Origin of the sequence: Microbacterium sp. gxy059 (assembly GCF_050958665.1) — a bacterium.
Classification (GTDB): domain Bacteria; phylum Actinomycetota; class Actinomycetes; order Actinomycetales; family Microbacteriaceae; genus Microbacterium.
Genome location: NZ_JAMXWT010000001.1, coordinates 175,500 through 202,275 on the forward strand (window position 1 = coordinate 175,500; position 26,776 = coordinate 202,275).

At 72.9% G+C, this 26,776-nt stretch carries 20 protein-coding genes and 1 riboswitch; of the genes, 6 read left to right on the forward strand and 14 right to left on the reverse strand.

Annotated features, from left to right (window positions below):
- From NHL53_RS00690 to NHL53_RS00715, 6 genes are all read right to left on the reverse strand, one after another.
- Positions 1-1,047: an ABC transporter substrate-binding protein gene (locus NHL53_RS00690; RefSeq protein WP_433774126.1), complete on the reverse strand. Its 1,047-nt coding sequence runs from the start codon at positions 1,045-1,047 to the stop codon at positions 1-3.
- Positions 1,048-1,166: 119 nt separating this feature from the next.
- Positions 1,167-1,868 carry a response regulator transcription factor gene (locus NHL53_RS00695; protein ID WP_433774128.1) on the reverse strand — a complete coding sequence of 234 codons (702 nt, stop codon included), beginning with the start codon at positions 1,866-1,868 and terminating at the stop codon, positions 1,167-1,169.
- Complete coding sequence (locus tag NHL53_RS00700; protein ID WP_433774130.1) at positions 1,855-2,787, reverse strand: sensor histidine kinase; 933 nt, start codon at positions 2,785-2,787, stop codon at positions 1,855-1,857. Before NHL53_RS00700 ends, NHL53_RS00695 begins: the two co-directional genes overlap by 14 nt.
- Positions 2,788-2,873: 86 nt before the next feature.
- On the reverse strand, positions 2,874-3,680 hold the full coding sequence (locus NHL53_RS00705; protein WP_433774132.1) for an energy-coupling factor transporter transmembrane component T family protein: 807 nt from the start codon (positions 3,678-3,680) through the stop codon (positions 2,874-2,876).
- A complete protein-coding gene (locus tag NHL53_RS00710) occupies positions 3,677-5,140 on the reverse strand; it encodes an ABC transporter ATP-binding protein (RefSeq protein ID WP_433774134.1) in 1,464 nt (487 codons plus the stop codon). The genes NHL53_RS00705 and NHL53_RS00710 overlap by 4 nt, the downstream gene beginning before the upstream one ends.
- A gap of 2 nt (positions 5,141-5,142) precedes the next feature.
- The gene (locus tag NHL53_RS00715) at positions 5,143-5,775 is read right to left on the reverse strand and encodes an ECF transporter S component (protein WP_433774136.1); all 633 of its coding nucleotides are present in this window, start codon (positions 5,773-5,775) and stop codon (positions 5,143-5,145) included.
- A riboswitch (TPP riboswitch) is annotated at positions 5,770-5,879 on the reverse strand. (Overlaps the previous gene by 6 nt.)
- A 129-nt stretch (positions 5,880-6,008) precedes the next feature.
- On the opposite strand from NHL53_RS00715, the gene NHL53_RS00720 reads away from it, so the two are divergent.
- A complete protein-coding gene (locus tag NHL53_RS00720) occupies positions 6,009-8,111 on the forward strand; it encodes a hypothetical protein (protein ID WP_433774138.1) in 2,103 nt (700 codons plus the stop codon).
- 210 nt (positions 8,112-8,321) lie between these two features.
- A complete protein-coding gene (locus NHL53_RS00725) occupies positions 8,322-8,516 on the forward strand; it encodes a hypothetical protein (protein WP_433774139.1) in 195 nt (64 codons plus the stop codon).
- 475 nt (positions 8,517-8,991) lie between these two features.
- On the opposite strand, the gene NHL53_RS00730 is transcribed toward NHL53_RS00725, so the two are convergent.
- The 6 genes from NHL53_RS00730 to NHL53_RS00755 all read right to left on the reverse strand — a co-directional run bounded on the left by NHL53_RS00730 (position 8,992) and on the right by NHL53_RS00755 (position 16,903).
- A complete protein-coding gene (locus NHL53_RS00730) occupies positions 8,992-9,273 on the reverse strand; it encodes a PLDc N-terminal domain-containing protein (protein ID WP_433774141.1) in 282 nt (93 codons plus the stop codon).
- 341 nt (positions 9,274-9,614) lie between these two features.
- Positions 9,615-10,916 (reverse strand): aminotransferase class I/II-fold pyridoxal phosphate-dependent enzyme, encoded by a 1,302-nt coding sequence (locus NHL53_RS00735; protein ID WP_433774143.1) that lies wholly within the window; start codon positions 10,914-10,916, stop codon positions 9,615-9,617.
- On the reverse strand, positions 10,913-13,018 hold the full coding sequence (locus tag NHL53_RS00740) for an ABC transporter ATP-binding protein (RefSeq protein WP_433774145.1): 2,106 nt from the start codon (positions 13,016-13,018) through the stop codon (positions 10,913-10,915). The genes NHL53_RS00735 and NHL53_RS00740 overlap by 4 nt, the downstream gene beginning before the upstream one ends.
- Positions 13,015-14,757: an ABC transporter ATP-binding protein gene (locus NHL53_RS00745; RefSeq protein ID WP_433774147.1), complete on the reverse strand. Its 1,743-nt coding sequence runs from the start codon at positions 14,755-14,757 to the stop codon at positions 13,015-13,017. The genes NHL53_RS00740 and NHL53_RS00745 overlap by 4 nt, the downstream gene beginning before the upstream one ends.
- A gap of 96 nt (positions 14,758-14,853) precedes the next feature.
- Positions 14,854-15,696, reverse strand: a complete 843-nt coding sequence (locus NHL53_RS00750) for a TIGR03620 family F420-dependent LLM class oxidoreductase (protein ID WP_433774149.1) — start codon at positions 15,694-15,696, stop codon at positions 14,854-14,856.
- A gap of 127 nt (positions 15,697-15,823) precedes the next feature.
- Positions 15,824-16,903: an enoyl-CoA hydratase/isomerase family protein gene (locus tag NHL53_RS00755; protein WP_433774150.1), complete on the reverse strand. Its 1,080-nt coding sequence runs from the start codon at positions 16,901-16,903 to the stop codon at positions 15,824-15,826.
- 152 nt (positions 16,904-17,055) lie between these two features.
- On the opposite strand from NHL53_RS00755, the gene NHL53_RS00760 reads away from it, so the two are divergent.
- Positions 17,056-19,722, forward strand: a complete 2,667-nt coding sequence (locus NHL53_RS00760) for an ATP-binding cassette domain-containing protein (protein ID WP_433774152.1) — start codon at positions 17,056-17,058, stop codon at positions 19,720-19,722.
- 640 nt (positions 19,723-20,362) lie between these two features.
- Here NHL53_RS00760 and NHL53_RS00765 read toward each other — a convergent pair.
- A complete protein-coding gene (locus NHL53_RS00765) occupies positions 20,363-20,803 on the reverse strand; it encodes a GrpB family protein (RefSeq protein WP_433774154.1) in 441 nt (146 codons plus the stop codon).
- 154 nt (positions 20,804-20,957) lie between these two features.
- On the reverse strand, positions 20,958-21,329 hold the full coding sequence (locus NHL53_RS00770) for a hypothetical protein (protein WP_433774156.1): 372 nt from the start codon (positions 21,327-21,329) through the stop codon (positions 20,958-20,960).
- A gap of 143 nt (positions 21,330-21,472) precedes the next feature.
- Between NHL53_RS00770 and cofG the strand changes: the two genes are divergently transcribed.
- From cofG to fgd, 3 genes are read left to right on the forward strand one after another with little or no spacing between them, the layout of a single operon-like run.
- Positions 21,473-24,028: a 7,8-didemethyl-8-hydroxy-5-deazariboflavin synthase CofG gene (gene cofG / locus NHL53_RS00775; RefSeq protein WP_433774158.1), complete on the forward strand. Its 2,556-nt coding sequence runs from the start codon at positions 21,473-21,475 to the stop codon at positions 24,026-24,028.
- On the forward strand, positions 24,025-25,761 hold the full coding sequence (locus NHL53_RS00780; RefSeq protein ID WP_433774160.1) for a flavin-containing monooxygenase: 1,737 nt from the start codon (positions 24,025-24,027) through the stop codon (positions 25,759-25,761). The genes cofG and NHL53_RS00780 overlap by 4 nt, the downstream gene beginning before the upstream one ends.
- Entirely contained in the window at positions 25,758-26,774 is a 1,017-nt protein-coding gene (gene fgd, locus NHL53_RS00785; RefSeq protein WP_433774162.1) for a glucose-6-phosphate dehydrogenase (coenzyme-F420), read from the forward strand. The genes NHL53_RS00780 and fgd overlap by 4 nt, the downstream gene beginning before the upstream one ends.
- The last annotated feature ends 2 nt before the right edge of the window (positions 26,775-26,776 follow it).

A 26,776-nucleotide genomic window follows, 5' to 3' on the forward strand; every position in this document is an offset into this window, starting at 1 on the left:
TCACTCCTTCGGCTGCGGCGCGATCTCGGAGTCGAAGCGCGCCGTCAGCTCGTCGCGCGCCTCGCCCGCCTCCGCGATGTCGTACTCGAGCACGGTGACCTCGTCGAGATCCACCATGTCGTCGGTGGTCTCGGCGTCCGGGTTCGTCGGCACCTGGTAGTTGCCGGTCTGCACCCCGATCTCCTGCGCGGCCGGGGTGAGGGCCCAGTCGATGAACGCCTTCGCGTCGTCGGGGTGCGGGGCGCCCTTGATGAGCGACACCGCGCCGACCTCGAACGTCGCCCCCTCCTCGGGATAGCTCGTCTCGAGGTTCGTGAAGCCCTCGTTGATGAACTTGACGCAGTCGTGGGCGAAGATGAGCCCCACCGCGATCTCGCCTCGCCCGGCCATCTGGCCCGGCCCGCTGCCGCTCTTCGAGTACTGCAGGATGTTGCGGTGCAGGTCGCCGAAGTACCCGAGCGCCGCGTCCTGGTCGCCGTCGTTCAGCTCCACCTGGCTCCAGAGCGCCTGATAGGCGGTTCCGGATGTCGCGGGGTGCGCCATCGCGATGTTCTTCGCGAACACCGGGTCCAGCAGGTCGTCCCACGACTGCGGCACCTCGGCGCCGATGTCGTCGAGCACATCGGTGTTCGAGCAGAAGCCGAACATCCCCCAGTAGATGCCGGTCCAGAGCCCGTCGGGATCCTTGAACTCGTCGGGGATCACGTCGGCGTTCGGAGAGACGTACGGCTCGATGAGGTCGAACTCCGCGCCCGCCACGTGGTTGTCGGCGCCGCCGCCGTACCAGACGTCGAACTCGGGGTTGGCCTTCGACGCGTTCACGCGCGCGACGGACTCCCCCGCGCTCATCCGCACGTAGTTGGCGTCGATGCCGCTCTCCGCCGAGAACTGCTGGGCGACGAGCTGGCACTGATCCTCCTGCACGGTGCACAGGATCGTGATGGACCCTCCCCCTCCCTCGGGGGAGGACGAGGAGGACGTGCATCCGCTGAGAAGCAGAGCGGCCGCGCCGAGGGCGGCGCCGGCCGTGAGGGCGTGTGATCGCATGGGGGAGAACTCCTTCGTTCTGCGGCGTCGCGTCGTCGCGACGCCGGGTGCTCCTCAGATGCTAGGAAGCGGTCCGGCACAGAACGGTGACAGCCCGAGCCCTCTCGGTAACCGTTCTGTCACTCGGCGCCATCGGGGTCGAAGATGTATCCGACGCCGCGCACGCTGCGGATCCTCTCGCTCGCACCGGGGCGCGCCGCGTCGAGCTTGCGCCGCAGCCGGTAGACCGTCGTCTTGAGCAGCTCGCGGTTGCCGACCCGGTCGATGTCGCCCCACACGGTCGAGACGAGGCGGGCGAACGGCATCGTCTCGCCGGCGTGCTCGATGAGCGCGTGCAGCACGCGGAACTCGCTGGGCGTGACCATCACGCGCGACGACGACACGAACACCTCGGTGCGGGCGAGGTGCAGCCGCACGTCGGCGCTCTCGAGCACCGCGCCGGCGTGCGCCTGGGGCCTCTGCACGAGCACCTGCGCGCGGAGCGCGAGCTCGCGGGGGTGGAAGGGCTTCGTGACGTAGTCGTCGGCGCCGGCTTCGAGCCCCGCGATCCGATCCGAGCTCTCCCCCTTCGCGGTCAGCAGCAGGATCGGCACGCTCCAGCGGTCGCGGATCCGGCGGCACAGCTCGACGCCGGACAGGTCGGGGAGCATCACGTCGAGCACGATGAGGTCGGGCAGCTCGGTGCGCAGCGCCTGCCACGCCGGCTGCGCGGCCTGGAAGCTCCGCCACCGGAAGCCCTGCGTGTCGAGCGCGAAGGTGACGATGTCGATGATCGCCGGCTCGTCGTCGACGACCCACGCCAGCGGCTCATCCGTCGTCATCGTGCTCCTCGCCCTCCCGCCCGAACGGCAGCGTGAACAGCACCGTCGTACCGCGCTGCGCGATCGTGTCGACATAGATCATGCCACCGTGCAGACGCACGATGTGCTGGGAGACGTACATGCCGAGCCCGGTTCCGCCGCGATCCGCCGAGCCGCTCGCGAACCTCCGGAACAGCTGCTCCTGCTGCTGCGCCGTCATCCCCGACCCGTGATCGCTCACCGACACGAGCAGGTCGCTGTCGCGACGCATCATCCGAACGGTCACGGGCGCGTCGCCCGCGCTGTTCCGCACCGCATTGGTGACGAGGTTCGCGACCACCTGCTTGATGAGCCCCGGATCCACCAGCATGCGGATCGGGGGCTCGAAGGAGTCGAACTGCACGTCGGCATCGAGCACCTGGCGCAGCTCGCGCACCGCCTGACGCAGCAGGCTGCGGAGGTTGACGTGATCGAGGTGCAGCTCGAACACGCCCGCCTCGATGCGAGCGTGCGCGAGCAGATTCTCCGAGAGCTCGATGACCTGACCGGCGTTGTCGGCGATCCGGCGGGCGAACACCCGCTGGCGTTCGTTGAGCGGGCCCGGCGTCTCCTCCGCGAGGAGCTCCGCGGATCCCTTGATGATCGCGAGGGGCGTGCGGATCTCGTGGCTGAGGATCGACACCTGATCCGCACGGCGCGACGCGAGCTCCGCGTAGCGCCCGACCTCTGCCGCCGCCGCGACCCGGCGGCGCTCCGCGACCCGCCACGCGCCGAACGACAGGGCGAAGGCCGCGGCGAGCAGGACGAGGGCGAGGGTCACGAGCCCGGCCCGCTCCGCCCAGAGGCCGCCGATGACGAGGCAGGCGGCGACGATCAGGAGGCCGCGATCGAGCAGGCGGAACCCTCTCACCGCCCTCAGGATCCTCGTCGTCGCGCCCATCGCGCCTCCTCGCATCGTCGCACGGCACCCGAGCGATCATGGCACGAGTCGCCGCCCTCCCGGTGCCCGGAGACCGCGCACGGTCGTCAGCTCGAGGATCCCCACACGAACCGGAACGTGCCGAGGGCGACGGCCGCCGCGAGCGCCAGCGCCATGATCGCGAGGCCGCCCGCGAGGGCGACGGCGTCGCGGGAGGACAGCCGGGACGGGCGCGCCCAGGTGCGGGGGATGTCGGAGCCGAACCCGCGGGCCTCCATCGCCATCGCGAGCTTCGTCCCGCGCCGCACGGCGAACACGAGCAGCACGAACGCCATCGAGAAGAAGCGTCGGATCGCGCCGCGGTCCCCGACGCCGCGCGCGCGGCGGGCGAGCGCCATCGTGCGCCAGTCGTCGAGGAACAGCCCCAGCATGCGGGTGCCCGCGACGACGCCCAGCACGAACCGGCTGGGCAGCCTCGCTACCTGCGCGAGCGCGTCGCCGAGCTCGGTGGGGTCGGTGCGTCCGAACAGGAGGATCGTGGGCAGGCCGAGGGCCAGCACCCGCACCCCGACGGCGATCGCGAGCGACACGGAGTCCTCGCTGATCGTCGCGAAGCCGAAGGTCGCGTAGATGCGGCCGGCGGGCTCGGCGTAGAGCAGCATGCTGATGCCGGCGATGGGGGCGAAGAGCGCCAGCAGCGCGAGGCGGCGCAGCACCGTGCAGAGCGCGAGCCCCGTGAGGGGGAGGCACAGCAGCTCGAGGCCGATCGCGACGAGGCCGCTCGTCACGTCGATCGAGGCGAACAGCGGCACCGAGAGCAGCAGGGCGAGCGCGACCTTCGTGACGGGGTTCACGCCGTCGAGCCACACTCGCGGCGCGGCGACCCGCTGCGCGGGGACGGTGTCGGTCGTCATCGGCCGCTCCTCTCGCTCAGCGCGATGCGGTGCCCGCCGAGGTGCCTGAGCACTCCCGCGTCGTGGGTGACGGCGACGACGGATCCGCCGCGCGCGATCTCCTCCTGCATGAGGGCGACGACCTCGATCCAGCCCCGGCGGTCCTGCCCGAACGTGGGCTCGTCGAGCACGATGACGCGCGGCGACGCCGCGAGCACCGTCGCGACGGACAGGCGGCGCTTCTGCCCGCCCGACAGGGTGAAGGGGTTCGCCTCGGCGAGGTGATCGAGGTGCAGGCGCTCGAGGAGACCGTCGACGACCTCCGCGATGCGCGGCGCGGGCCAGCCGAGCGCTCGGGGGCCGATCGCGAGCTCCTCGCGCAGCGTGCGGGCGAGGAACTGGTGCTCCGGCTCCTGGAAGACCGTGCCGATGCGGGTGAGGAGCTCGCGCGACGTCCACTTCGCGGGCCTCCTGCCCGACCGTCCGGCGAGGTCGGGCGCCGAGACGACCTCCCCCTCGAGCTCGGGGATCAGGCCCGCGAGGGTCAGCGCGAGCGTCGACTTCCCGGCGCCGTTGGGCCCCGTGATCGTCGTCGCGGCGCCCGAGGGGATCCGCACCTCCAGACCCGTCTGCACAGGCGTGCGCCCGTCGCGCGACACGGCGAGGCCGCGGGCGGCCAGCACCGGGTCGTCCCCCGGCGAGGCGAGTGGCAGCGCGGGCAGCTCGATCTCGCGACCCGGCACCCACACGCCCGCCGCGGCGAGCGCGTCGCCGTGCCGCGCGAACACCTCGTCGGGCGGGCCGTCGGCGAGGAGTCCCCCGTCGGCCGCGAGCACGATGACGCGGGTCATGAGGTCGGCCCAGATCTCGGTGCGGTGCTCGACGACGACGAGGGTGGATCCGGTGCCGTCGACGATCCGCTCGACGCTCGCGCGCACCTCCGCGACGCCCTCGGGGTCGAGGTTCGCCGTCGGCTCGTCGAGCAGCAGCAGGCCGGGGCGCATCGCGAGCACCCCCGCGAGGGCCAGCCGCTGCTTCTGCCCGCCCGAGAGGGCCTTCGTGGCGCGGTCCGTCGGCACGTCGAGGCCGACGGCCTCCATCGCCTCCGCGACGCGGGCCGGGATCTCCGCGGCGGGAACGCCGAGGTTCTCGCACCCGAACGCGATGTCGTCGCCGACCTTCGACAGCACGAGGCCGGCATCCGGATCCTGCAGCACGAGTCCCGTGCGGCCGCGGCGCGTCTCGGGCGGCTCGCCGTCGACGAGGAGCGCTCCCGTGCGCTCCCCCTCGTCGGCGTCGCCCAGCACACCGGCGAGCCCCGCCATGAGCGTCGACTTGCCGGCGCCGGACGCGCCGAGCAGGAGCACGCGCTCGCCCGGCGCGATCTCGAACGTCACGTCGCGCGTCGCCGGGAGCCGGCGGCCCGCGTAGCGCCATCCCCAGCCCGCCGCGGAGACGCGAGCGGGTCCTGTGCCCGGCATCCTCAGACCTCGCGCGCGACTTCCCGGCCCGCGGCGAAGCGGCTGAGCGCGCCCGTCGCGGCGAGGGCGCGCACGAGCAGCCAGCCCACGAGGCCCGCCAGCAGAGCGCCCGACACGATGAGGGATCCGAGGTAGATGACGTTGAACTCGACGGTCTTCAGGATGTTGGGCGTGCTGCCGTAGAACAGCTCGAACGTCCATGCGGCGATGCCCGCGCCGACGCCCGCGAGCATCGCGGTGGGAAGGCCGAACCTGCGGTAGAGGAACGCGGCGAGCACGATCTCGGCCCCGAGCCCCTGGACGATGCCCGACAGGATCGTCGAGACGCCCCAGACGTTGCCGATCAGCGCCGAGACGGTCGCCGCGACGACCTCGACGAGGAGCGCCGCGCCTGGCTTGCGGATGATGAGCCCGCCCACGACGCCGCCCAGCAGCCAGATGCCGACGGCGATGCCGCCGAGCCCCGGCGTCAGGGCGTCCGCGGCGCCGAACCAGGCGCCGCCGACCGTGTTCCAGCCCCAGAACACGAGGCCGATCGCGACGCCCAGCACCGCGGCGACGACGATGTCGATGACCCGCCAGCGGGCGGTCGTGGTGCGTGCGGTCTTCTCAGACGAGGACACGGGTGCAGACATTGCTGTTCTCCTTCCTGCGCCGGCATGATCCGGATCAGGTTCGACGGTCGGCGCGCGGCTCGCGCCCTCTCAGCCCGGCTTCTCGGACTCCCGTGGGGTGGTGTGCGTCTCGGAGTATAGCCCGCCCCCTCCCGCCGCGGGCAAGCCGCCGGGAGGCGCGATGTCATCGGATCGTGAGCGGCGCGGGGCCGCTCCGTCGCCGCTTCCCGAGCCGGATCGAGTAACGTGACCGCGTGAGCACTGACGACGGATTCGACGCGCGCGACGAGGTCTCCCCGCGCGGCGCCGGCGCGGATCGCGCGGGCGGCGACGCCGACGCGACGGATCCCGACGCGCCCGACACCGATTCCGTCTCCGCGCTCGGCCGGATGTTCGACCCGCCTCCCTCCACGACGACGGGGTCCGTTCCGACCATCACCGGGCTGTTCGACGTCATCTCCGACGACGAAGACGAGGATGAGGACGACGACGAGGATCGGGACGACGACGCCGGCGAGGACGCCTCGGACGACGACGCGTATCCCGCGCAGCCCGAGACGGATTCGATCCGCCTCATCGGCGAGATGTTCGGCGGGTTCCGGCGGCGCGACCGCCGCCGCGACGGCGGCCTGGAGCAGATGCTCGGATCCGCCACGCAGTCGCTGCCCGTGATCGCCGACGGACGCGTGCTCGCGACCGGGGGGATCCCCGCGGTCCCGCCAGCGGGCTCCGTCGCCGCGGAGCAGCTGGCCGAGGCCCCGCAGGAGCCCCTCTCTCCGGAGGCGCAGACGCCCGACGACGGCGCCGAGCCCGCGACGCACGCGGGCGCCATCCCGATCATCGTGCCGGAGGAGCAGCCCGCCGCCGCGACGGCGCCCTCCCCCGATGCCGCACCGGCCGAGCCCGCTCCGCCGGCTCCCGGCGCCGCGTCGCCCGCCGAGCCCGCGCCGGGCGCCTCGACGCCCGGCGCCCCCACCGTGCGCACGGCCTATGTTCCGCAGGACGCGGACGACCAGACGCAGCAGGCTCTCGCGTGGCTCACCGCCGAGAGCGTGGGAACGGGACAGGTGCCGATCGTGGGCGGATCCGAGGAGCCCCTCCCGTCGCGCCGCGGCCGCGTGGTCGGCGCGATCGTCGCGCCGATCCTCACGGCGATCATCCTCGCCGTCGCCTACGTCGTGACCTTCGCCGTCTGGCCTCTCAGCTCGATCACCCCGAGCCTGCAGGCCGCGCAGGTCGAAGCGCCGACTGCCGCGCCCGCGCAGATGCCCTGGCCCGAGCTGGGGTCCGCGGCGCTGTCGATCGAGGGCACCGGCGAGGTGCTGAGCTCGGCGACCGCCGAGAACCCCGAGCAGCAGGTGCCGCTCGCGAGCCTCACGAAGGTGATCTCGGTCATGGTGATCCTCGATCGCCTGCCGCTCGAGCCCGGCGAGCAGGGCCCCGAGATCGGCTTCGGGTTCGCCGACCAGAACGAGTACTGGGCGTACACGTACCGCAACGAGTCGGCGCTCGAGGTGCCGGTCGACGGCACCCTCACCGAGTACCAGCTGCTCGAGGGCATCCTCCTCGGATCCGCGGGCAACTACCTCAACAAGCTCATCGACTACGCGTGGGACTACGACCGCGACGCGTTCGTGCTCGAGGCCCTCGGCTGGCTCGAGGAGAACGGGATCGACGGCATCTCGCTCGTCGAGCCGACCGGCATCCGGCCCGACAACGTCGGCACCCCGAGCGCGATCCTGCGCGTCGCCGAGGTCGCGATGCAGCACCCGGTCGTCGCGGAGATCGTCGCGAAGGACGAGGTGGAGCTGCCCGGCGCGGGGATCGTCGAGAACTCCAACCCGCTCAGCGGCGAGGAGGGCATCGTCGGCCTCAAGACCGGCGCGATCTGGCCCGTTCCCAACATCTGGAACCTGCTCACGGTGAAGCAGGTCGCCCTCGGCGACGGCGACCCCACGCGCGTGTACGCGGCCGTCCTGGGCCAGGACAGCGAGGATGCCCGGGCGGACGTCTCCCGACAGCTGCTCGACGCGGCGACGCAGGCGCTGCAGCCGGTCGAGGTGCTGCCGGCGGGAACGGTCGTCGCGACGGCGACGACGCCCTGGGGCGCGTCGACCGACATCGTGACCTCGGAGGCCGTGTCGCTGACGCTCTGGAACGGCGAGGGCAGCGAGCTCGAGACCGACTACGGCATCGACGTCGAGGCGCTGCGCGGCGCCGACGCCGGCACGCTCACGGTGACGGGCGCGATGGACAGCGCCACGGTGCCGCTCGAGACGTCCGACACCCTGGAGCGCCCGAGCCTCCAGTGGCGCCTCACCCACCCCCTCGACCTGCTGGGGATCACGGGGAGCTGACGCGGATCCGCGCGCTCCAGGTATGCGAAATGGCGGGATCCGGGGCTCCTGGCAGTGCATCTCTGCGACCCGGGCGGACCCGCCGGTCTCCGAGTATGCGAACCGGCGGGATCCGGGGCTCCTGGCAGTGCATCTCTGCGACCCGGGCACCGCGCTGCGCGTTCGGGTATGCGAAACGGCGGCGGGTGCGATGACGCAGGGCGGGATCCGGTGCGCGACCTCCTGATCGTCGCGGCGTTCGCGATCGTCGCGGGCGCCGGCGGGATCCTGCTGATCCGCCGCCGACCGAAGAGCGCGGATCCGATGTCGTCGAGCACCGCCGCGATCACGGTCGGCGTCATCCTCGTGGTCTGCGCCGTGGCCGGGCTCGTCGCGCAGGCGGGCATCGCGTTCTTCGGGTGGTGAGGGCGGGGCCGCCCGGTCCGAGGGCGCAAGACGGCGCGCCCCGGGCCACCCGGCGTGCGCTTCTGCGACCTGAGCGGAAGCTGCCTGGCCCGAGGATGCGAAACGGCGCGATCCGAGCCCTCTCGACGTGCTTCTCCGCGACTCGGGCGGATCCGCCCCGCCCCGCGTCGGCGAAACAATCGGATCCGGGGCCGCCCAGGGTGCGCTTCTGCGGCCCGGACGCTCTGCCGCACGCCCGAGGACGCGAGACGGCGCGACCCGGGGCCTCCCCCACGTGCTGGTCCACGCCCCGAACGCCACGCCGCCCCTCCGAGGAGGCGGGACGGCGCGATCCGCGCCGTCTCACCGTGCGCTTCTGCGACCTGAGACGAGCCTCTCGTCGGCGGCCGAGGGGCACGTCATCGCGTCCGCGTCCTCCGCGACGAACGGCCGGAGCGTGACCAGCGAGCCCGACAGGGTGGGCTTGCGCGTCCCATCACGACGCGTCATCGGCGGGCTCCTCGTCCGGGTGAGAGGCGGATCCGCTGCGCGTCCGCTCGTCGCGTCGCGCTGCCCGTGCGCCGGCGGACACCGCGAACCAGGCCAGCGATCCGACGACCGGCACGAGGAGGACCAGCAGCGTCCAGGCGATCGTCGCCACCGCGTCGAGCCGGGAGCGGATCACCGACACGAGCGCCCAGATCGCCAGCGCGACCACGAACACTACGGCGACCGACGCCACCATGTCGTAAGCGGACGGGATCAAGGGATTCGCCACGTCGTGCTCCTGTTCTCCGGGTCGTGGGCCGCGTCCGTCACCGAGCGAGACCACAACGATCTCATCCCTCGAACCGACAGACGAGGATGGCCACGAGGCAGGCGACCGCCAGCACGGCGAGCACCGGAAGGAGGCTCGCAGACGGATCCTGCACGGGAGCCCGCCACATTCCCACCGGAAGCGAGACACGCACCCCGCCACGCGCACCGTGTCTCACGAAACGCGGGAAAGAACGCCGCATTCCCGCCAGATGCGAGGCACGCACCGCCCACCCCGCGCGTCGTGGTTCATGCGCCGCGGGGACGAGCATCCGCCTCCCGCGGAAGGCGGGGCGCGGCGGATCAGCGGGTCGCCCAGGCGGTGATCGCGTCGATGATCCGGTCGTTCGTCGCCGCGTCGCGCACCGTGACGCGCACGCCGCGCCCCGGGACGGCGAGGGTCAGGGCTCCGGCCTCGGCGAGGAGGTGGGCGCGGAGCTCCTGCGCGCGGTCGCCGACGGGGATCCAGACGAAGCATCCGTCGGCGTGCACGATCGGGATGTGGGGACGGCCGTCGATCTCGGCGCGCTCCATCCGGTCGCGCAGCGTGCGCTCGATGCGCTGGCGCTCGGCCTTCAGCCACTCGACGCGGGCGTCGAGCTCGTCGAGCCCGTCGTCCGAGTAGGCGTGCGCGAGCGCGGCCGGGGCGGCGGGCGACGGATCCGGGACGCTCAGTCGGTCGCGCACGGCGGGGCCAGCGAGGAGGAAGGCGCCCGGCGCGGGCCCCGCCGCGATCGGCAGCGCCCGCAGCACCGCGACGTTCTCGGGCAGGGCGACGGCGGCGCCGAACATCTCGGAGGCGACGGCAGCCCGGGGCGTGGACACGACGTCGGCGAGGGTCTCGTCGACCACGATCAGCACGCCCTCCGGAACGCCAGCGAGAAGCCGGTCGAAGGCGTCGCGCGCGAGCGGACGCCCCGTGATCCGATGCGGGTTCGCGACCACGACCGCGCGGGTCTCCGGCGTCGCCGCCGCGAGGATCGCCTCGACGTCGTCCCCGCCGTCGGGCGCCGGGCCGACGAAGCGGATCGCGGCGACGTCGCCGAGCGCCGCGCCGCCTGCGGCCTCGCCGCGTTCCGCCATGCCGGATGCGCGGCGCGCGCCGTCCTCGCCCCGCGTACCGGATGCAGCGCCCGCAGCAGATGGGCCGGATGCGGCACCCGCACCAGCCTCGTCGCGCGCACCGAGCTCGCCCCCTGCACCGGCTGCGCCGGGCTCACCCCCTGAGCTGCCCGTGCCGGATCCGTCGGCCGCGCCGAACCGGTCGCGCGCGGAGTCTCCGACGACGACGTCGCCGGCCTCGGCGCCTCCCGACGCTCCCGCGCCCCGCGGCGACCCGGCGAGGAGCGCGGCGAGGAGCGTCTCGGCGTCGTCGCCCCACACGACGTCCGCGGGCTCACGGCGGTGGGCGCGGGCGATGCCGCGCGCGGCCTCCTCGGCGCGATCCGCCCCCGGGGCCGCGGCGACGGCCTCGGCGAGCCCCGGGATCGGGTCGGCGAACGGCTCCAGGACATGCGCGCGGGCCGCCCCCGCTGTGGGATCCTCCGCGCGGGGCGCGGGGGACGGAGCGGGGACGGCCCGGGGCGTGTCTCGTGCGGAGGTCATTCCTCCATTGTCGCCGTGCCGGCGTCGCCCTCAGCCTCGGGCTGCGGCGGGCCGCCGACGATCGGCAGCTCGGACGTGCCCAGCTGCGCCTCCATCGCGGCGTCGGCGTCGGGGTCGACCGCGGCGTGCTCGAACTGGCTCTGGTAGAGGCGCCAGTACGCGCCCTTGCGGGCGATGAGCTCGTCGTGATCGCCCTGCTCGACGATCGACCCGTGCTCCATCACGAGGATGAGGTCGGCGTCGCGGATCGTCGAGAGGCGGTGCGCGATGACGAACGACGTGCGGCCCTCGCGGAGCGCCGCCATCGCCTTCTGGAGCAGCAGCTCGGTGCGGGTGTCGACGGAGCTCGTGGCCTCGTCGAGGATGAGCACCTGCGGTCGCCGCACGAACGCGCGGGCGATCGTGATGAGCTGCCGCTCGCCGGCCGACACGTTCGCCGCGTCCTCCTCGAGCACCGTGTCGTATCCGTCGGGCAGCGAGTGCACGAAGCGGTCGACGTAGGTGGCTTCGGCGGCCTCGAGGATCTCGGCGTCGGAGGCGCCCTCGTTGCCGTAGCGGATGTTGTCGCGGATGGATCCCGCGAACAGCCACGGATCCTGCAGCACCATGCCCGTGCGCGAGCGGAGGTCGGCGCGGGTCATCTCGGCGACGTCCTGTCCGTCGAGGAGGATCGCGCCGCCGTCGAGCTCGTAGAACCGCATGAGCAGGTTCACGAGCGTCGTCTTGCCGGCGCCCGTGGGGCCCACGATCGCGACCGTGTGCCCGGGCTCGACGCGGAACGACAGCCCGTCGATGAGCGGCTGGTCGGGCGAGTACGAGAAGCGCACGTCGCGGAACTCGATGACGCCCTCGCCGTCCTCGGGCGCCGCGGGGGCGTCGTCGGCGTCGGGATCCTGCTCGTCCTCGTCGAGCAGCGCGAACACGCGCTCGGCCGAGGCGGTGCCGGACTGCACGACCGGCAGCATGCCGCCCAGCTCGGTGAGGGGCTGGGTGAACTGCTGCGAGTACTGCACGAACGCCTGCACGTCGCCGATGCGGATCTGGCCGCTCGCGACCATGATGCCGCCGAGCACGGCGATGCCGGCGTACGTGAGGTATCCCACGAACTGCATCGCCGGCATCATGACGCCCGACAGGAACTGCGCCTTGAACGAGGCCTCGTAGAGCTCCTCGTTCTCCTCGCGGAACGCCTCGGACATGGCCTTCTCGCGCCCGTAGACCTTCACGAGCGCGTGGCCCGAGAACGACTCCTCGACGCGCGAGTTCAGGCGGCCGACCTTGCGCCACTGCTGCTGGAAGGCCTTCTGCGACTTCGGCCCGATGACGCCCATGATGATGCCGATGAGCGGCAGGGAGACGAGCGCGACCAGGGCCAGCTGCCACGAGATCGAGAACATCATGCCGACGACGCCGACGACCATGAGCAGCGAGGTGATCGCCCCGGAGAGCGACTGCTGCAGGGTCTGGGTCATGTTGTCGACGTCGTTGGTGACGCGGCTGATCAGCTCGCCGCGCTGCACGCGATCGAAGTAGCGCAGCGGCAGGCGGTTGATCTTCGCCTCGATCTGCTCGCGCAGGCGCCACATGGTGCGCACCATGATGACGTTGATGATGTAGCCCTGCGCCCACTGCAGCAGCGCGGAGACGATGTAGATCGCCATCGCCCACACGACCACGACGCGGAGCGCGTCGAAGTCGACGCCCGAGCCGGGCTGGAAGTGCTGCATCGCGCCGACCATGTTGGCGAAGTCGTGCTGCCCGGCGGACTCGAGGGCGGCGACGACCTCGGCCTGGCTGAGGCCGGCGAACTGCTCGCCGACCATGCGCGAGACGATGCCCTCGAAGACGATGTTGGTCGCCTCGCCGAGCACCTTGGGCCCGGCGACGGCGAGCACGACGCCGATGGCGCCGAGGATCGACGCGAAGGCGAAGACCCACGCGTGCGGCTTGAGGAGGCCGAGGAAGCGACCGAAGCTGGGCCAGAAGTCCTGGGGCTTGCCGCCCATCGCCCCCGGCTCGTCGGCGCCGGCGGCGATCATCGCCTGCTGCGCCTGCAGCTCCTCTTCGCGCTCGTCGACCGCGGTGGTCTGATCGGTGCTCATGCCCCCACCTCGTTCGCCTCGGCGCCCATCTGGGAGTCCACGATCTCCCGGTACGTCTCGCTCGTCTCGAGCAGCTCGTCGTGCGTGCCGATGCCGGCCATCTTCCCGTCGTCGAGGACGATGATGCGGTCGGCGTCGGTGATCGTCGACACGCGCTGGGCGACGACGATCTTCGTGACCTCGGGCAGCTCCTGCCACAGCGCGCGCCGGAGGCGGGCGTCGGTCGTGAGGTCGAGGGCCGAGAACGAGTCGTCGAACACGAGCACGTCCGGCTGGTGCACGATGGCCCGCGCGATCGCCAGCCGCTGACGCTGGCCGCCCGAGACGTTCGTCCCTCCCTGCGCGATGACGCTGTCGAGCTGGTCGCCCTTCTCGCGCACGAAGTCGGCCGCCTGCGCGATCTCGAGGGCCCGCCAGATGTCGTCCTCCGTGGCGTCCTCGCGACCGAACAGCATGTTGGAGCGGATCGTGCCCGAGAACAGGAACGGACGCTGCGGCACGAGGCCGATGCCCTTCCACAGGGTCTCGAGGTCGGCCTGCGCCACGTCGACGCCGTGCACCCGCACCGTGCCGCTCGTCGCGTCGAACAGGCGAGGGATGAGCGAGATGAGCGTCGACTTGCCCGACCCGGTGGATCCGATGATCGCGACCGTCTCGCCCGGCTCGGCGCGGAAGGAGATGCCGTCGAGCACGGGCTGCTCGGCGCCGGGGTAGGTGAAGGACACCCCGTCGAACTCGACGCGGCCCGGGGCCGGCATGACGCTGACCGGGGCGGCAGGCGGCACGAGCGTCGTCTCGGCGTCGAGCACCTCGCCGATGCGGTCGGCGGAGACCGCCGCGCGCGGGATCATGATCGCCATGAAGCTCGCCATCATGACGCCGCCGAGGATCTGGCCGACGTACTGCATGAAGGCGAACAGCGTGCCGACCTGCGTGTTGCCCGCGTCGACCTCGATGCCGCCGAACCACACGACGCCGACGATCGTGACGTTGAGCACGAGCATGACGAGGGGGAACATGAGGACGAACAGCGAGCCGACCTTGCGGCCGACGACCATGATGTCGGTGTTCGCGAGGCGGAAGCGCTCCTCCTCGATGGCCTCGCGCACGAAGGCGCGCACGACGCGCACGCCCGTCAGCTGCTCGCGCATGACGCGGTTCACGGCGTCGAGGCGCGACTGGTAGCTGCGGAACAGCGGCACCATGCGGCTGATGACGAGCGCCGCCACGAGCAGGAGGGCGGGGATCGCGACCGCGAGGATCCAGCTGAGCCCCACGTCCTGGCGGACGGCCATGATGATGCCGCCGATCGCCATCATGGGCGCCATGACGAGCATGGTGGCGCTCATCATCGCGAGCATCTGCACCTGCTGCACGTCGTTGGTGTTGCGGGTGATGAGCGAGCCGGCGCCGAAGGTCGACACCTCGCGCTCGCTGAACCCGGAGACCCGGGTGAACACGTCGCGGCGGACGTCGCGGCCGAGGCCCATCGCCGCCCGCGCGGCGCAGTAGGTGGCGATGATCGCGGCGAGGATCTGCCCCAGCGCCACGAGCAGCATCCACAGTCCGGTTCGGATGATGTACGGCACGTCGCCGTTGGACACGCCGTTGTCGATGATGTCGGCATTCAGCGTGGGGAGGTACAGGGCGGCGAGCGCCGACGCGAGCTGGAACACCAGCACGCCGACGAGCAGCCCCCAAGAGCGTCCGAGATAGCGGACGAGAAGTTTCCACAGCACGCAGGCAAGTAGACCACGGGGGTCCGACAAACGAAACACGAGCGGATTATTGGATCACCGCCGGAAAATCCCGCCGGTCGCAGGCGGGATCCGCGCTCACGCGCCGCGCGTCAGCCCGACGGCGTCGGCCACCTTCTCGAGCGATCCCAGGACGTCCTGCCGCATCGGCTGCACGCTGACGTGGTCGGCCCCCGCGTCGAGGTGCGCGCGCAGGCCCTCCGCCGCGTCGGCCCCCGTGGGGTTCGCCGCGACGAGGTCGATGAGCGCGTCGCTGCCGCCGTCGTCGAACTCCCGCTCGTCGACGCCGAAGCGGACGAGCGCGCTGCGGTAGTTCTCGAGGCCGAAGTAGAAGCGCAGGTACTTGCGGGCGCGCTGCCTCGCGGTGTCCTGATCGTCGGCGATCGACGCCTTGAGCTCGGGCGCGAGCAGCGCGTGCGGCCCGAGGATCTCGCGCGCGTGACGCGTGTGCGCGGGCGTCGTGAGATACGGGTGCGCGCCGAGCGAGCGCTCCGCGGCGAGCGCGAGCGTCCTGTCGCCGAGCGCCGCGAGCAGGCGGTCCTCCTTCGGGAGGCCCTCCGCGTCGAACACGTCGAGATAGCTCTTCAGCGCCGCGAGGGGCCGCACCCGCTCGGGCGAGGCCTCGCGGTGCCCGGACCCGATGCCGACGACGACGCGCCCCGGGTGCTCCTCCGAGATGCGCAGGTAGGAGGCGGCGACGTCGACCGGGTCGCTCTTCCAGATGTTCACGATGCCCGTCGCGACGACGACGTGCTCGGTCTCGTTGAGCACCAGCTCGACCGTCTCGAGATCCGCATCCGGGGATCCGCCCACCCAGAGGGCGCCGTAGCCGAGGCGCTCCGCGACCGCCGCGACGCCCGGCTTCCACTCGGCCTCGGGGAGCCACACGCCGTAGGTCCCGAGGTTCTCTCTGCTCACCATGATGACCGCCTTCCCGAGCGCTCTCGTCCGCGCCCCATGGGCACCCCACCATAGGGCTCCGACATGTCGTGCGGGTGTCGCGTCGTCACACGTGTTCACGCGCGGCCCTGCCGGGGCGGCGGATCCTTCAGCCGAACAGCGGCTTCCGGTTGCGGTGGGCGAACGCCTGCTCGACGATGTCGTCCGGCAGCTCGTCGAGCGTCGCGGGACTCCAGCGCGGCGACCGGTCCTTGTCGATCATCTGGGCGCGGATGCCCTCGAGCATGTCGGGCTGCGTGTCGACGAACCATCCGACGAGGCCGTACTCCTGCTCGAGCGCCTGCCGCAGGCTGAGCGCGCGCGACGACCGGATCGCGGCGAGCGTCACCGTGAGCGACACGGGAGGGCGCTGCTCGAGCTCGGCGAGGGCCGACGCGGGGGTGCGCGCTTCGTCGCCCCATCGCGGATCCTCCGCGAGCTCCCGCAGCCGGTCGCGCACCTCGGCGATCGTGTCGCGCGAGAACGCGTCGTCGATCCACGCGCGCGCGGCCTCGAGGGAGCTGTCGGCGGGCGTCTCGTCGAAGAGCATGATGAGCTCGGCGGGCGTCGAGGGATCCGCGCGGGTCTCGAGCGCGTGCCGCACGGATCCGAGGTCGGCGCGGGGCACGAGGAAGTCGGCGAAGCCGGCGTGGATCGCGTCGGCCGCGTCCATCGTCTCGCTCGTGAGCGCCAGGTACTCGCCGATGCACCCCGGCGCGCGCGCCAGCAGCCAGGATCCCCCGGCGTCCGGCGTGAAGCCGATGCGCGTCTCGGGCATCGCGAGGCGAGAGGTCTCGGTCACGATGCGCACGCCCGCGTGCCCCGCCATCCCGATGCCGCCGCCCATCGTGACGCCGTCGGCGAAGGCGACGACGGGCTTCGGGAACTCGTCGATCAGGGCGTTCATCTCGTACTCGACGCGGAAGAAGCGCTCGGCCTCGTCCGGTCGGCCGCGGACGATGTCGCGGTGCACGCGGCGCACGTCGCCGCCGGCGCTGAAGCCGCGCTCGCCCACGCCGTCGAGCACCACGATGTCGACCTCGGGGTCGGCCCGGAAGGCGTTCAGCGCCTCCGTCACGACGTCGAGCATCTCGACGTCGACCGCGTTGATCGCCTCCGGGCGATCGAGCGTGATGCGGCCCACTCCGTCGCCCGCGCGGACGAGGATCCGGTCGTCGTGCACAGTCACCCTCGTCACGTTACCCGGCTCCGCGGAGCGCTCCGTTCGTCTCGCGCGCGGCCCGCCCGCGGGCGATTCTCCCCAGCCGACCACGGATATCCCACAAGTGTCAGGTGTTTCCGTCAAGATAGAGGGAACAATCCTGTCCGAGGGGAGTCCGAGTGAGCGACGGCAGAGAGCTGGAATTCGCCGAGGTGTCGATGGTCTTCGACGGCGTTCCGGCTGTTGACGGGCTGACGGCGCGCGTCGATCCGGGGCGCGTGACCGCATTCCTCGGCCCGAACGGCGCCGGCAAGACCACGACCCTGCGCATCCTGCTGGGACAGCTGCGCCCCACCCGCGGGCGCGCCACGATCGGCGGCCGCGTGCTCACGGGGCGCCCCGACGCCTCGGTGGGGTCGGTGCTCGACATCAGCGCGCTGCAGAAGGCGCGCCGCAAGAGCGTGGCGAAGTACCTGACGACCGCGGCGAAGAAGCTCGGCGTCTCGCAGACCCGCGTGCGCGAGGTGCTCGCCGTGGTCGGCCTCGCCGAGATGGGCGAAGTGCGCATCGCGTCGCTGTCGCTCGGCATGAAGCACCGCCTCGCGGTCGCCGAGGCGCTGCTGGGCGACCCGGGCGTGCTCGTGTTCGACGAGCCCGCCAACGGACTCGACCCCGAGGGGATCCGCTGGATCCGCCTGCTCATGCGCCGCTTCGCCGACGAGGGGCGCACCGTGCTCATGTCGTCGCACGTGCTGAGCGAGGTCGAGCAGGTCGCCGACGCCGTGCTCGTGCTCAACGAGGGGCAGCTGCTCTTCGAGGGCCCCATCGAGCTGCTCGCCGACGCCGGGCCCGGCATCGTGACCGCCGACTCCGACGACCGCCCCGCCCTGCAGCGGGCGCTCGCCGACGCGGGGCTCACGTTCCGCGTGCTGCGCAACGGCATCACGATCGACCAGACGACCACGACCGAGGTGGGCGCCCTCGCGGCGCGCGCCGGCGTCGCGCTCACGACGCTCACCCACCGCGGGCCGTCGCTCGAGGACGTCTACCTGCAGATCATCGACGGCACGTGGAGCGCCCCGGCGCGCACGGCCGCGCTCGACCCGCAGGCGTTCGCCGCCGCCGACGCCGCGGACGCGGACGTCCCGGCGGATGAGGGCGCGCCTTCGGAAAGCGCGACGGCCGATGATGACGAGCCGGAGTCGGACGACGACGCGCAGCAGATCGCCGACGCGGAGGCCGAGGGCTTCGACACCGCCATCGGAGCCGACAAGGCAGCCGAGGACAGCCTCGCCGAGCTCGGCCTCGACGAGGCCGATGACGACGCGGACGCCTCCGCAGACGCCGACGGCGACGCGCAGGAGGACGACGAGCACTCCGACGCCGACGCGGGCGTCGTCGCCGCGGCGGCCGCCGCTCTCCCGGGCGCGGGCGCCCTCGCGGGTCTCGCGAGCGCCGTGCGCGACGGCGAGGAGGATCCCGAGGACGAGGCCGCCCGAGAAGGCGGCGACGACGCGACCGCGCTCATCGACGCGGTCCCCGCGGCCGAGGACGACGAGAGCGAGGCGGAGCAGATCGCCGACGCCGAAGGCGAGGGACTCGACACCGCCATCGGCGCCGAAGCGCCCGAGGACGACGCCGACGCGATCGACCGGGCCGACGACGCGGACGTCGAGGACGACCGCGGCGTCGAGGCCGACGAGGCCGAGCAGATCGCCGACGCCGAAGGCGAGGGACTCGACACGGCCATCGGCGCCGAAGCCCCCGAGGACGCGACCGACGAGGACGACGCCTACGCGACCGACCGGGCCGACGACGCAGACGCCGAGAGCGACCACGGCGAGGAAGCCGACGAGGCCGAGCAGATCGCAGAGGCCGAGCAGATCGCAGAGGCCGAAGGCGAGGGACTCGACACCGCCATCGGCGCCGAGGCACCCGACGACGAGGATGCGGACAGCGCCGCCGGCGATGGGCTCGGCGACGACGAGTCCGACGAAGACGCCGAGGCGGGCGCTCGCGCGACCGAGGGATCCGACGACGCGACCGACCGGGTCGACGACGCGGACGACCACGACGAGCAGGCCGACGAGGCCGAGCAGATCGCAGAGGCCGAAGGCGAAGGACTCGACACCGCCATCGGCGCCGAGGCGCCCGACGAGGACGCCGAGAGCGACGAGAACGCCCCCGAGGGCGGGCACGACACCTCCGAGCACGACGAATCGGCCCCCGAGGCGGACGAGAACGCCGAGGCGGACACCGCCGCCGTCGACGTGATCCCCGCAGCCGATCACGCGGAGGAGCAGCCCGACGACGAGCAGATCGCCGACGCCGAGAGCGAAGGGCTCGACACCGCCATCGGCGCCGAGGCACCCGACGACGAGGACGCCGTCGACGACGCCGACTCCGCCGTGGAGGGCGAGCCGCTGCCGGTCGAGGCGACCCCCGGCATCATCGAGGGCATCCCGTCGTCGATCGTGACGCCCGCCGTGGCATCGGCGTTCCAGCGCGCGGAGGAGCTCGAGGGCGACATCGCCGACGTCGAGCGCGAGGTCGCCCGCGACGAGGCCCTCGCCGCCGCGGAGGACGAGGACTGGGAGGCGCAGCTGCGCGCCATGTTCGAGCCGGCCGACGAGGCACCCGCCGCCGAGCCGGAGACCGAGCAGGAGCCTGCGTCCGAGTCGGCTCACGGCGAGGATCCGATCGTCACGCCCGCCGCGATCGCCGGCTCCTCGTTCGGCGAGGCCGCGACGCGCACCATCGACCTCTCCGCGCTCACGAGCGCAGACGAGGACGATCACGACGACGACGTGCTCAAGGATGACCTGATCGGGCGCGACGACACCTGATCACGATCCCGAGAGGGGCCGGAGCCGACAGGGATCCGGCCCCTCTCGCATATCCGGGTGTCGCCCGCTCCGCCGGAGAGCCCGGCCGGGCACCGCCCAGTGCACTCGGAGCCCCCAGACACGACGGCCCAGCGCCGCGGATGCTCAGGTCGCGGAAACGCACCGATCGTCCCGGAACCAGGTGCGCTTCCCCTGCCCCGGGATCGCCGCGAGCGCCCGAGTCGCAGAAACGCACGGATCGGGACGGGATCCGGGTGCTCTTCGCATACCCGGGGATCGCGGCAAGCGCCCAGGTCGCAGAAACGCACGGATCGGGACGGGATCCGGGTGCTCTTCGCGTACTCGAGCGACCATGCCAGTCGCCGGGGCGCGGAAACGCACCGCTCAGCCCCCCGAGCAGGGAGAGCGGAGCGGTGCCTCGGATCCGGGCGCTGGCGCGAGTCTGGCGGACGAGCGCCCGCAGGAACGAAGCGACCGAGGACGCCCACCCGCTCAGCGCCTGATCATCCTGCAGGGCGCGAGCGGGACCGCGCCCGGATCCGAGGCGCCGCGCAGCGGAACCGATCCCGAGTCGCAGAAACGCACGGATCGGGACGGGATCCGGGTGCGTTTCGCCGCCCCGGGCGCCGCGGTCGGCGCCTCAGGGGTCCTCCGCGAAGAGGTGCTGCACCTCGTCGAAGAACGCGGTCTTCGCGCGGGTGCAGTCGTCGAAGTCGGCTTTGCCGCGCTCCCGGGCCGACAGCTCGCGCTTGACGGCCTCGTAGCGCTCGCGTGCCGCGGGCGTCGCCCGCAGCCAGTCGCGGAACCGCACCGTGTACCGGCCCCACGGCGAGTCCGCGCGGCGGACGTGCAGGATCGCTCCGCCCTCGCCGCGCACGAACAGCCGCTTCTCCCAGACCTCGTCGGCGACCTCCTCGTCCCCGCGCGGGATGTCGCGATCGACACCGGGGGAATCGGGGCGGGAGCCGCGCGAGCGCACGTATCCGATCGGCGCGAGGCGCGCGGCGAGCCGCTCCTCGGAGGGCAGGGGCAGGATCCGCACCTGCAGGTCGACGAACGGCTTGGCGGCGAGCCACGGCACGGCCGTCGAGCCGATGTGATCGAGCGCCGCCGACTCCGGTCCGGGAGCCCCGCCAGCGCGGCGCGGATCCGCGCGAGCTCCGCGGCGGCGCGCTCAGCCCAGGCGGGATCGTGAGGGACGAGCGCCGCGGGATCGGAGAGCGCCACGACGCGCCTCAGCCGATCTCGCCCGCCGCCTCGTCGCTCTGCAGCGCCTTCGCGAGCGCGACGCCGTGGCGGGTCGTCACGACCAGGCGCACGAACTCCGATCCCTCGACGAGGTCGATCACCACGCCGGGCCGGCCGCTGCGCACGGCGGCGAAGTCGTCGCCGAACACCGACTTCCACGTGCCGAACGCGAGCCGTCCCGGCACGTGCGTGCCCGGCGCGCGCACGCCGCGCAGCCAGGGGAAGGGATCCTCGACGAGCTGCACCTTCGCGATGCGATCGCGGGGGATCCGCACCGGCTCCTTCCGGTGTGCGAGGACCCGCTCCAGGGGAGCGAGCTGCAGTTCGAGCTGACGGGAATCGACGAGCAGGCTCACCATGAGCCCATCCTGCCAGCGTCGCCTCGGTTCGGGGTGTGCGGCGTCCGCCATGTCCGCGCGCGGCGGATTGGAGGGTGCGTCCGATTTCGTCGGCCGGGGCGGACCGGGGCCCGGGAGGTGGAACCGGTGGGAGACTGAGAGCGATGACCGTGACGGATCCCCGCACCCGCGAGGCCCTCGACCGCGCCGACCGCGGCGAGCGCCTCGACGTCGACGACGCCGAGGCGCTGCTGCGGGCGACGGGCGACGACGCCGAGCGGCTGCTCGACCTGGCCTCGCGGATCCGCGACGAGGGCCTGGCGCTTGCGGGGCGGACCGGCGTCATCACCTACTCGCGCAAGGTGTTCATCCCCCTCACCACGCTGTGCCGGGATCGCTGCCACTACTGCGTGTTCGTCGACACCCCCGGCCAGCTGCTCGCGAAGCGGAAGCCGCCGTACATGAGCGCCGCCCAGGTGCTGTCCGTCGCCAGGCAGGGGCAGGCGATGGGATGCAAGGAGGCGCTTCTCACCCTCGGAGACCGGCCGGAGGACCGCTGGCCGGAGGCGCGCGCCTGGCTCGACGAGCACGGCTACGCCTCGACCCTCGACTACGTGGGCGACATGGCGCGGCTCATCCGCGACGAGACCGGGCTGCTCCCTCACCTCAACCCCGGCGTCATGCACCCCGACGAGCTGGCCCGCCTCAAGCCCGTCGCGCCCTCGATGGGCGTCATGCTCGAGACGACCTCGCGGCGCCTGTTCGAGGAGAAGGGCCAGGTGCACTACGGATCCCCCGACAAGGATCCCGCCGTGCGGCTGAAGCTGCTCGACGACGCCGGATCCGCGCGGATCCCCTTCACGACGGGCATCCTCATCGGCATCGGCGAGACGGTGCGCGACCGCGCCGAGTCGATCGTCGCCCTGCGTGCGGCGCACGAGCGGCGCGGCAACCTGCAGGAGATCATCGTGCAGAACTTCCGCGCCAAGCCGCGCACCGCGATGCGGAACGCGCCCGACGCGGCGCTCGAGGAGTACGTGCGGGCGGTCGCCGCGACCCGCCTGGTGTTCGGGCCGCGCATGCGCGTGCAGGTGCCGCCGAACCTGCAGGACATCCTCGAGCTGGAGCTGCTCGTGCGCGCGGGCGCCGACGACTGGGGCGGGGTCTCGCCCCTCACGGCCGACCACGTCAACCCCGAGCGCCCCTGGCCGCACCTCGACGACCTCGCCCGCACGACGGCGCGGCTCGGCTACACGCTGCGCGAGCGCCTCACCGCGCACCCGGAGTTCCTCGGCGACGAGTGGATCCATCCCGACGTGCGGGGCGCCGTCGACGCTCTGGCGGATCCCGGCACGGGGCTCGCGATCGAGGGCGCCCGTCCCGCGGGGCTCGCGCCGTCGGACCCGGTGCGCCGGGCGGGCGCGGCGCGGGCGGCAGGCGGGTCGCCACGGAACGCGGCCTCGCCCGGCCCCGAGGACGCGCTTCCTGGCAAGGCAGACGAGAACGCGAACTCCCTCCTCGATGGGTCGCCGCGGAACGCGCTATCCACGCCCCCGGACACCGCGCTTCCCGGCGAGGCACGCGACGCGGCGGGGGCCGCCGACGCACCAGACGACGCCCCCGCGGCGGACGGGATGTCCCTGCCGCCGGGCGGGCTCATCGCGGCGGTCGTGGAGCGCGCGACCGAGGATCCCGGATCCCTCGACGACGCCGAGTGGGAGCGGCTGCTCACCGCCACCGGCGACGAGCTCAACGCGGTGGCGCAGGCGGCCGACGACGTGCGCCGCTACACGGTCGGCGAGGCCGTGAGCATCGTCGACAACCGCAACATCTCGTCGTCGCACCTGCGCGTCTCCGGCCGCCGCGAGCCCGGGACGTACGACCTGGCGCTGCTCGAGGAGATGGCCGCCGACGCCGCCGACCTCGGCCTCACGGAGATCTGCGTGCAGGGGCGGCTGGATCCCGCCGAGCACCCGGAGGGCTACCTCGCGATCGCCCGCACGATCCGCCGGGCCGCCCCGGGGATCCATCTGCACGCGTTCCGTCCGCAGGACGTCGCCGACCTCGCCGACCGCGCGGGGCTCGGCATCGACGGCGCGCTGCGGGCGATGCGCGACGCGGGGGTCGACACGGTGCCCGGCACGGGGGTGAAGATCCTCAGCGAGCGCGTGCGCCGCGAGATGGCGCCCGGAGACATCGAGATCGACCGCTGGTTCGAGACGATCACGGCCGCGCACGACGCCGGGTTCTCGTCGACGTCCGTGCTGTTCTACGGCCACGTCGAGACGGCGGCCGAGCGCATCGCGCACCTGCGCGCGCTGCTGTCGATCCAGGCGCGGACGGGCGGGTTCCGCGAATTCGTTCCCATCCCGATGCCCGGGTGGGGGCGCCCGCTCGTCGACGGCCGGTCGGCGCTCGACGAGCACCGCGCGATGACCGCCGTCTCGCGGCTGATGCTCACGGGATCCATCCCGCACGTGCAGATCCCCTGGACGCGGCACGGCCGGGAGATGAGCGCCGAGCTGCTGCGGGCGGGCGGCGACGACCTCGGCGGCACGCTGCGCGACGGCCGCGTGGGCGCCGACTGCGGCGTCGAGGCGGGCCAGGAGCTGACCCTCGACGCGGCGCGCGCCCTCGTGAAGCCGCTGTTCCGCCCGCTGCGGCAGCGCACGACCGACTACGGCGAGCCCTCCCGGGCGCCCGCGGAGGCGCGGGCATGACGACCCGGCGCGTGGGGACCGTCGTCGTCGGAGCCGGGTTCGCCGGCATCGCCCAGGCGCTCGCGCTGCGCGACGCGGGCGTCGACGACGTCGTGATCCTCGAACGGGCGGATCGGATCGGCGGCACCTGGCGCGACAACACCTACCCCGGCATCGCGTGCGACGTGCCCTCGCACCTGTACGGCCTCGAGAGCCACCCCTGGCCGCACTGGTCGCGCGTGTTCGCCCCCGGCGCCGAGATCCGCTCCTATCTCGAGCGGATCGTCGCCGACGAAGGCCTCGACCGCCGGCTGATGCTCGGGACCGCCCTCGCCGGCGCCCGCTGGGACGGCGAGACGTGGCGCATCGAGGTGGCGCACCGCGGCGGGCCGTCCATGCACGACGACGCCAAAGCGCAGCCTCACCCCCCGGAACCGGCCGGATCCGCTCCCCTCGACGACGGAATGGCGTCGTCGTGCACCGGGACCAGCGGAGAAGCCACCGCGCCACCCCACCCCGCACCTGCGCACCGCGGCGGGCCGTCCATGCACGACGACGCCATCGCTCGGCCGGGAGCCCCCGCAGCCTCGGGATCCGCTCCCTCCCCCGGAGAATCGGCGTCGTCGTGCACCGGGGCCCCCGCCCCAGACCGCCCCGCGACCCTCGTCGCCGACCACCTGATCCTCGCCTGCGGGCGGCTGACCGAGCCGCGGATCCCCGAGATCCGCGGGCTCGACACGTTCCCCGGGCCGCTGTTCCACACGGCGCGCTGGGATCACGCCGCCCTCCCCGGGGACGACCTGAGGGGGCGCCGCATCGGCGTCGTCGGCACGGGGGCGAGCGCCGTGCAGCTCGTGCCGGCGCTCGTCGCCCGTGGCGCCGAGGTCGTGCTCTTCCAGCGAAGCCCCGCCTGGATCGTCCCCCGGGACGACGCGCCCGTCGACGCCTCGGAGCGGCGCCGCTTCGCCGACGACCCCGACGCGCTCCGCGCCCACCGCGCGGCGCTCTACGCCGAGGGCGAGGCGCGCTTCGCGTCGCGATCCGGCGACGAGCGCGCCGCGGCCGAGGCCCGCGCCGTCGCGCTCGCCCACCTGGAGCGGCAGGTTCCCGATCCCGCCCTCCGCCGGGCGCTCACCCCCGACTACGCCTTCGGCTGCAAGCGCGTGCTGCTGAGCGACGACTTCTACCCGGCGGTCGCGGGCGACGCGGTCGTGCTCGAGGCGTTCGCCCTGGCCGCCGTGCGCGGATCCGTCCTCGTCGCCGCGTCGGGGCGCGCGCACGAGGTGGACGCGCTCGTGCTCGCGACGGGCTTCGAGACGACGAGGCAGCCCTACGCGCACCTGGTCCGCGGCGAGGGCGGCACCACCCTCGACGCCCACTGGTCGGAGGGGATGACCGCCGTCGCGTCGACGCTCGTTCCGGGGTTCCCGAGCCTCTTCGTGCTCAACGGCCCCAACGCGTCGCTCGGGCACAACTCGTCCGTGCTGCTGTCGGAGGCGCAGGCCGAGTTCGCCGCGCGCCTCATCGCCACAGGATCCGGTCCCGTGCGCGTCACCGAGGACGAGGAGCGCCGCGCGACCGAGGAGATCGCGGTCCGCGCCGCCCGCACGCCGTGGCTGACGGGCGGCTGCGCGAACTGGTACGTCGACGACCGCAGTCGGCGTCTCGCGCTGCTGTGGCCGGGCACCGTCGCCGACTTCCGCGCCCGCCTCGCGGACGCCCTCCCCGATCCCGTGCCAGAAGGAGCATCATGACCGTCCCGTTCCGCTTCGGATACAAGGCCTCCTCCGAGCAGTTCGCCCCGCGCGAGCTGCTCGACTACGCCGTCGGCGCGGAGGAGAACGGCTTCGACTCCGTCTTCCTCAGCGACCACCTCCAGCCGTGGATGCACGAGGGCGGCCACGCCCCGGCTGCCCTCCCCTGGCTCGGATCCGTCGGCGAGGCCACGAGCCGAGTGCTGCTCGGCACCTCCGTGCTCACGCCCACCTTCCGCTATCACCCCGGCGTCATCGCCCAGGCGTTCGCGACGCTCGGGTGCCTCTACCCGGGGCGCATGATCCTGGGCGTCGGCACGGGCGAATCGCTCAACGAGGTGACGCTCGGCCAGACGTGGCCCGACCCGCCCGAGCGCTTCCAGCGCTTGAAGGAGGCGATCCTCCTCATCCGCGAGCTGTGGCGCGGCGAGCGCGTCACCTACGACGGCACGTACTACCGGGTGGACGGCGCGACGATCTACGACCGCCCCGACGAGGAGGTGCCGATCTACATCGGCGCGTCCGGACCGGCCGCGACCCGTCTCGCGGGGCGCATCGCCGACGGGTGGATCACGACGAGCGGCAAGGATCCCGCGCTCTACGCCGACAAGCTGATCCCCGCGTTCGACGAAGGCATCTCGAAGGCCGGGCGCGACCGCGACGACGTCGACCGCATGCTCGAGGTGAAGGTGTCGTTCCGCCCCGACCGCGAGAAGGCGCTCGAGAACACCCGCTTCTGGGCGCCCCTCGCCCTGAGCCCGGACGAGAAGACCGGCGTGCACGACCCGATCGAGATGCAGCGCCTCGCCTCCGAGCTGCCGATCGAGCGCGCCGCGAGCCGGTTCATCGTGTCCGACGATCCTGACGAGCACGTCGCCCGGATCGAGCAGTACCTCGACCTCGGCTTCACGCACCTGGTGTTCCACGATCCCGGCCACGACCAGGCCGATTTCCTGGATCTGTACGGCCGCGAGGTGCTGCCGAAGCTGCGGGATCGGGCGGCGGCGCGATGAGC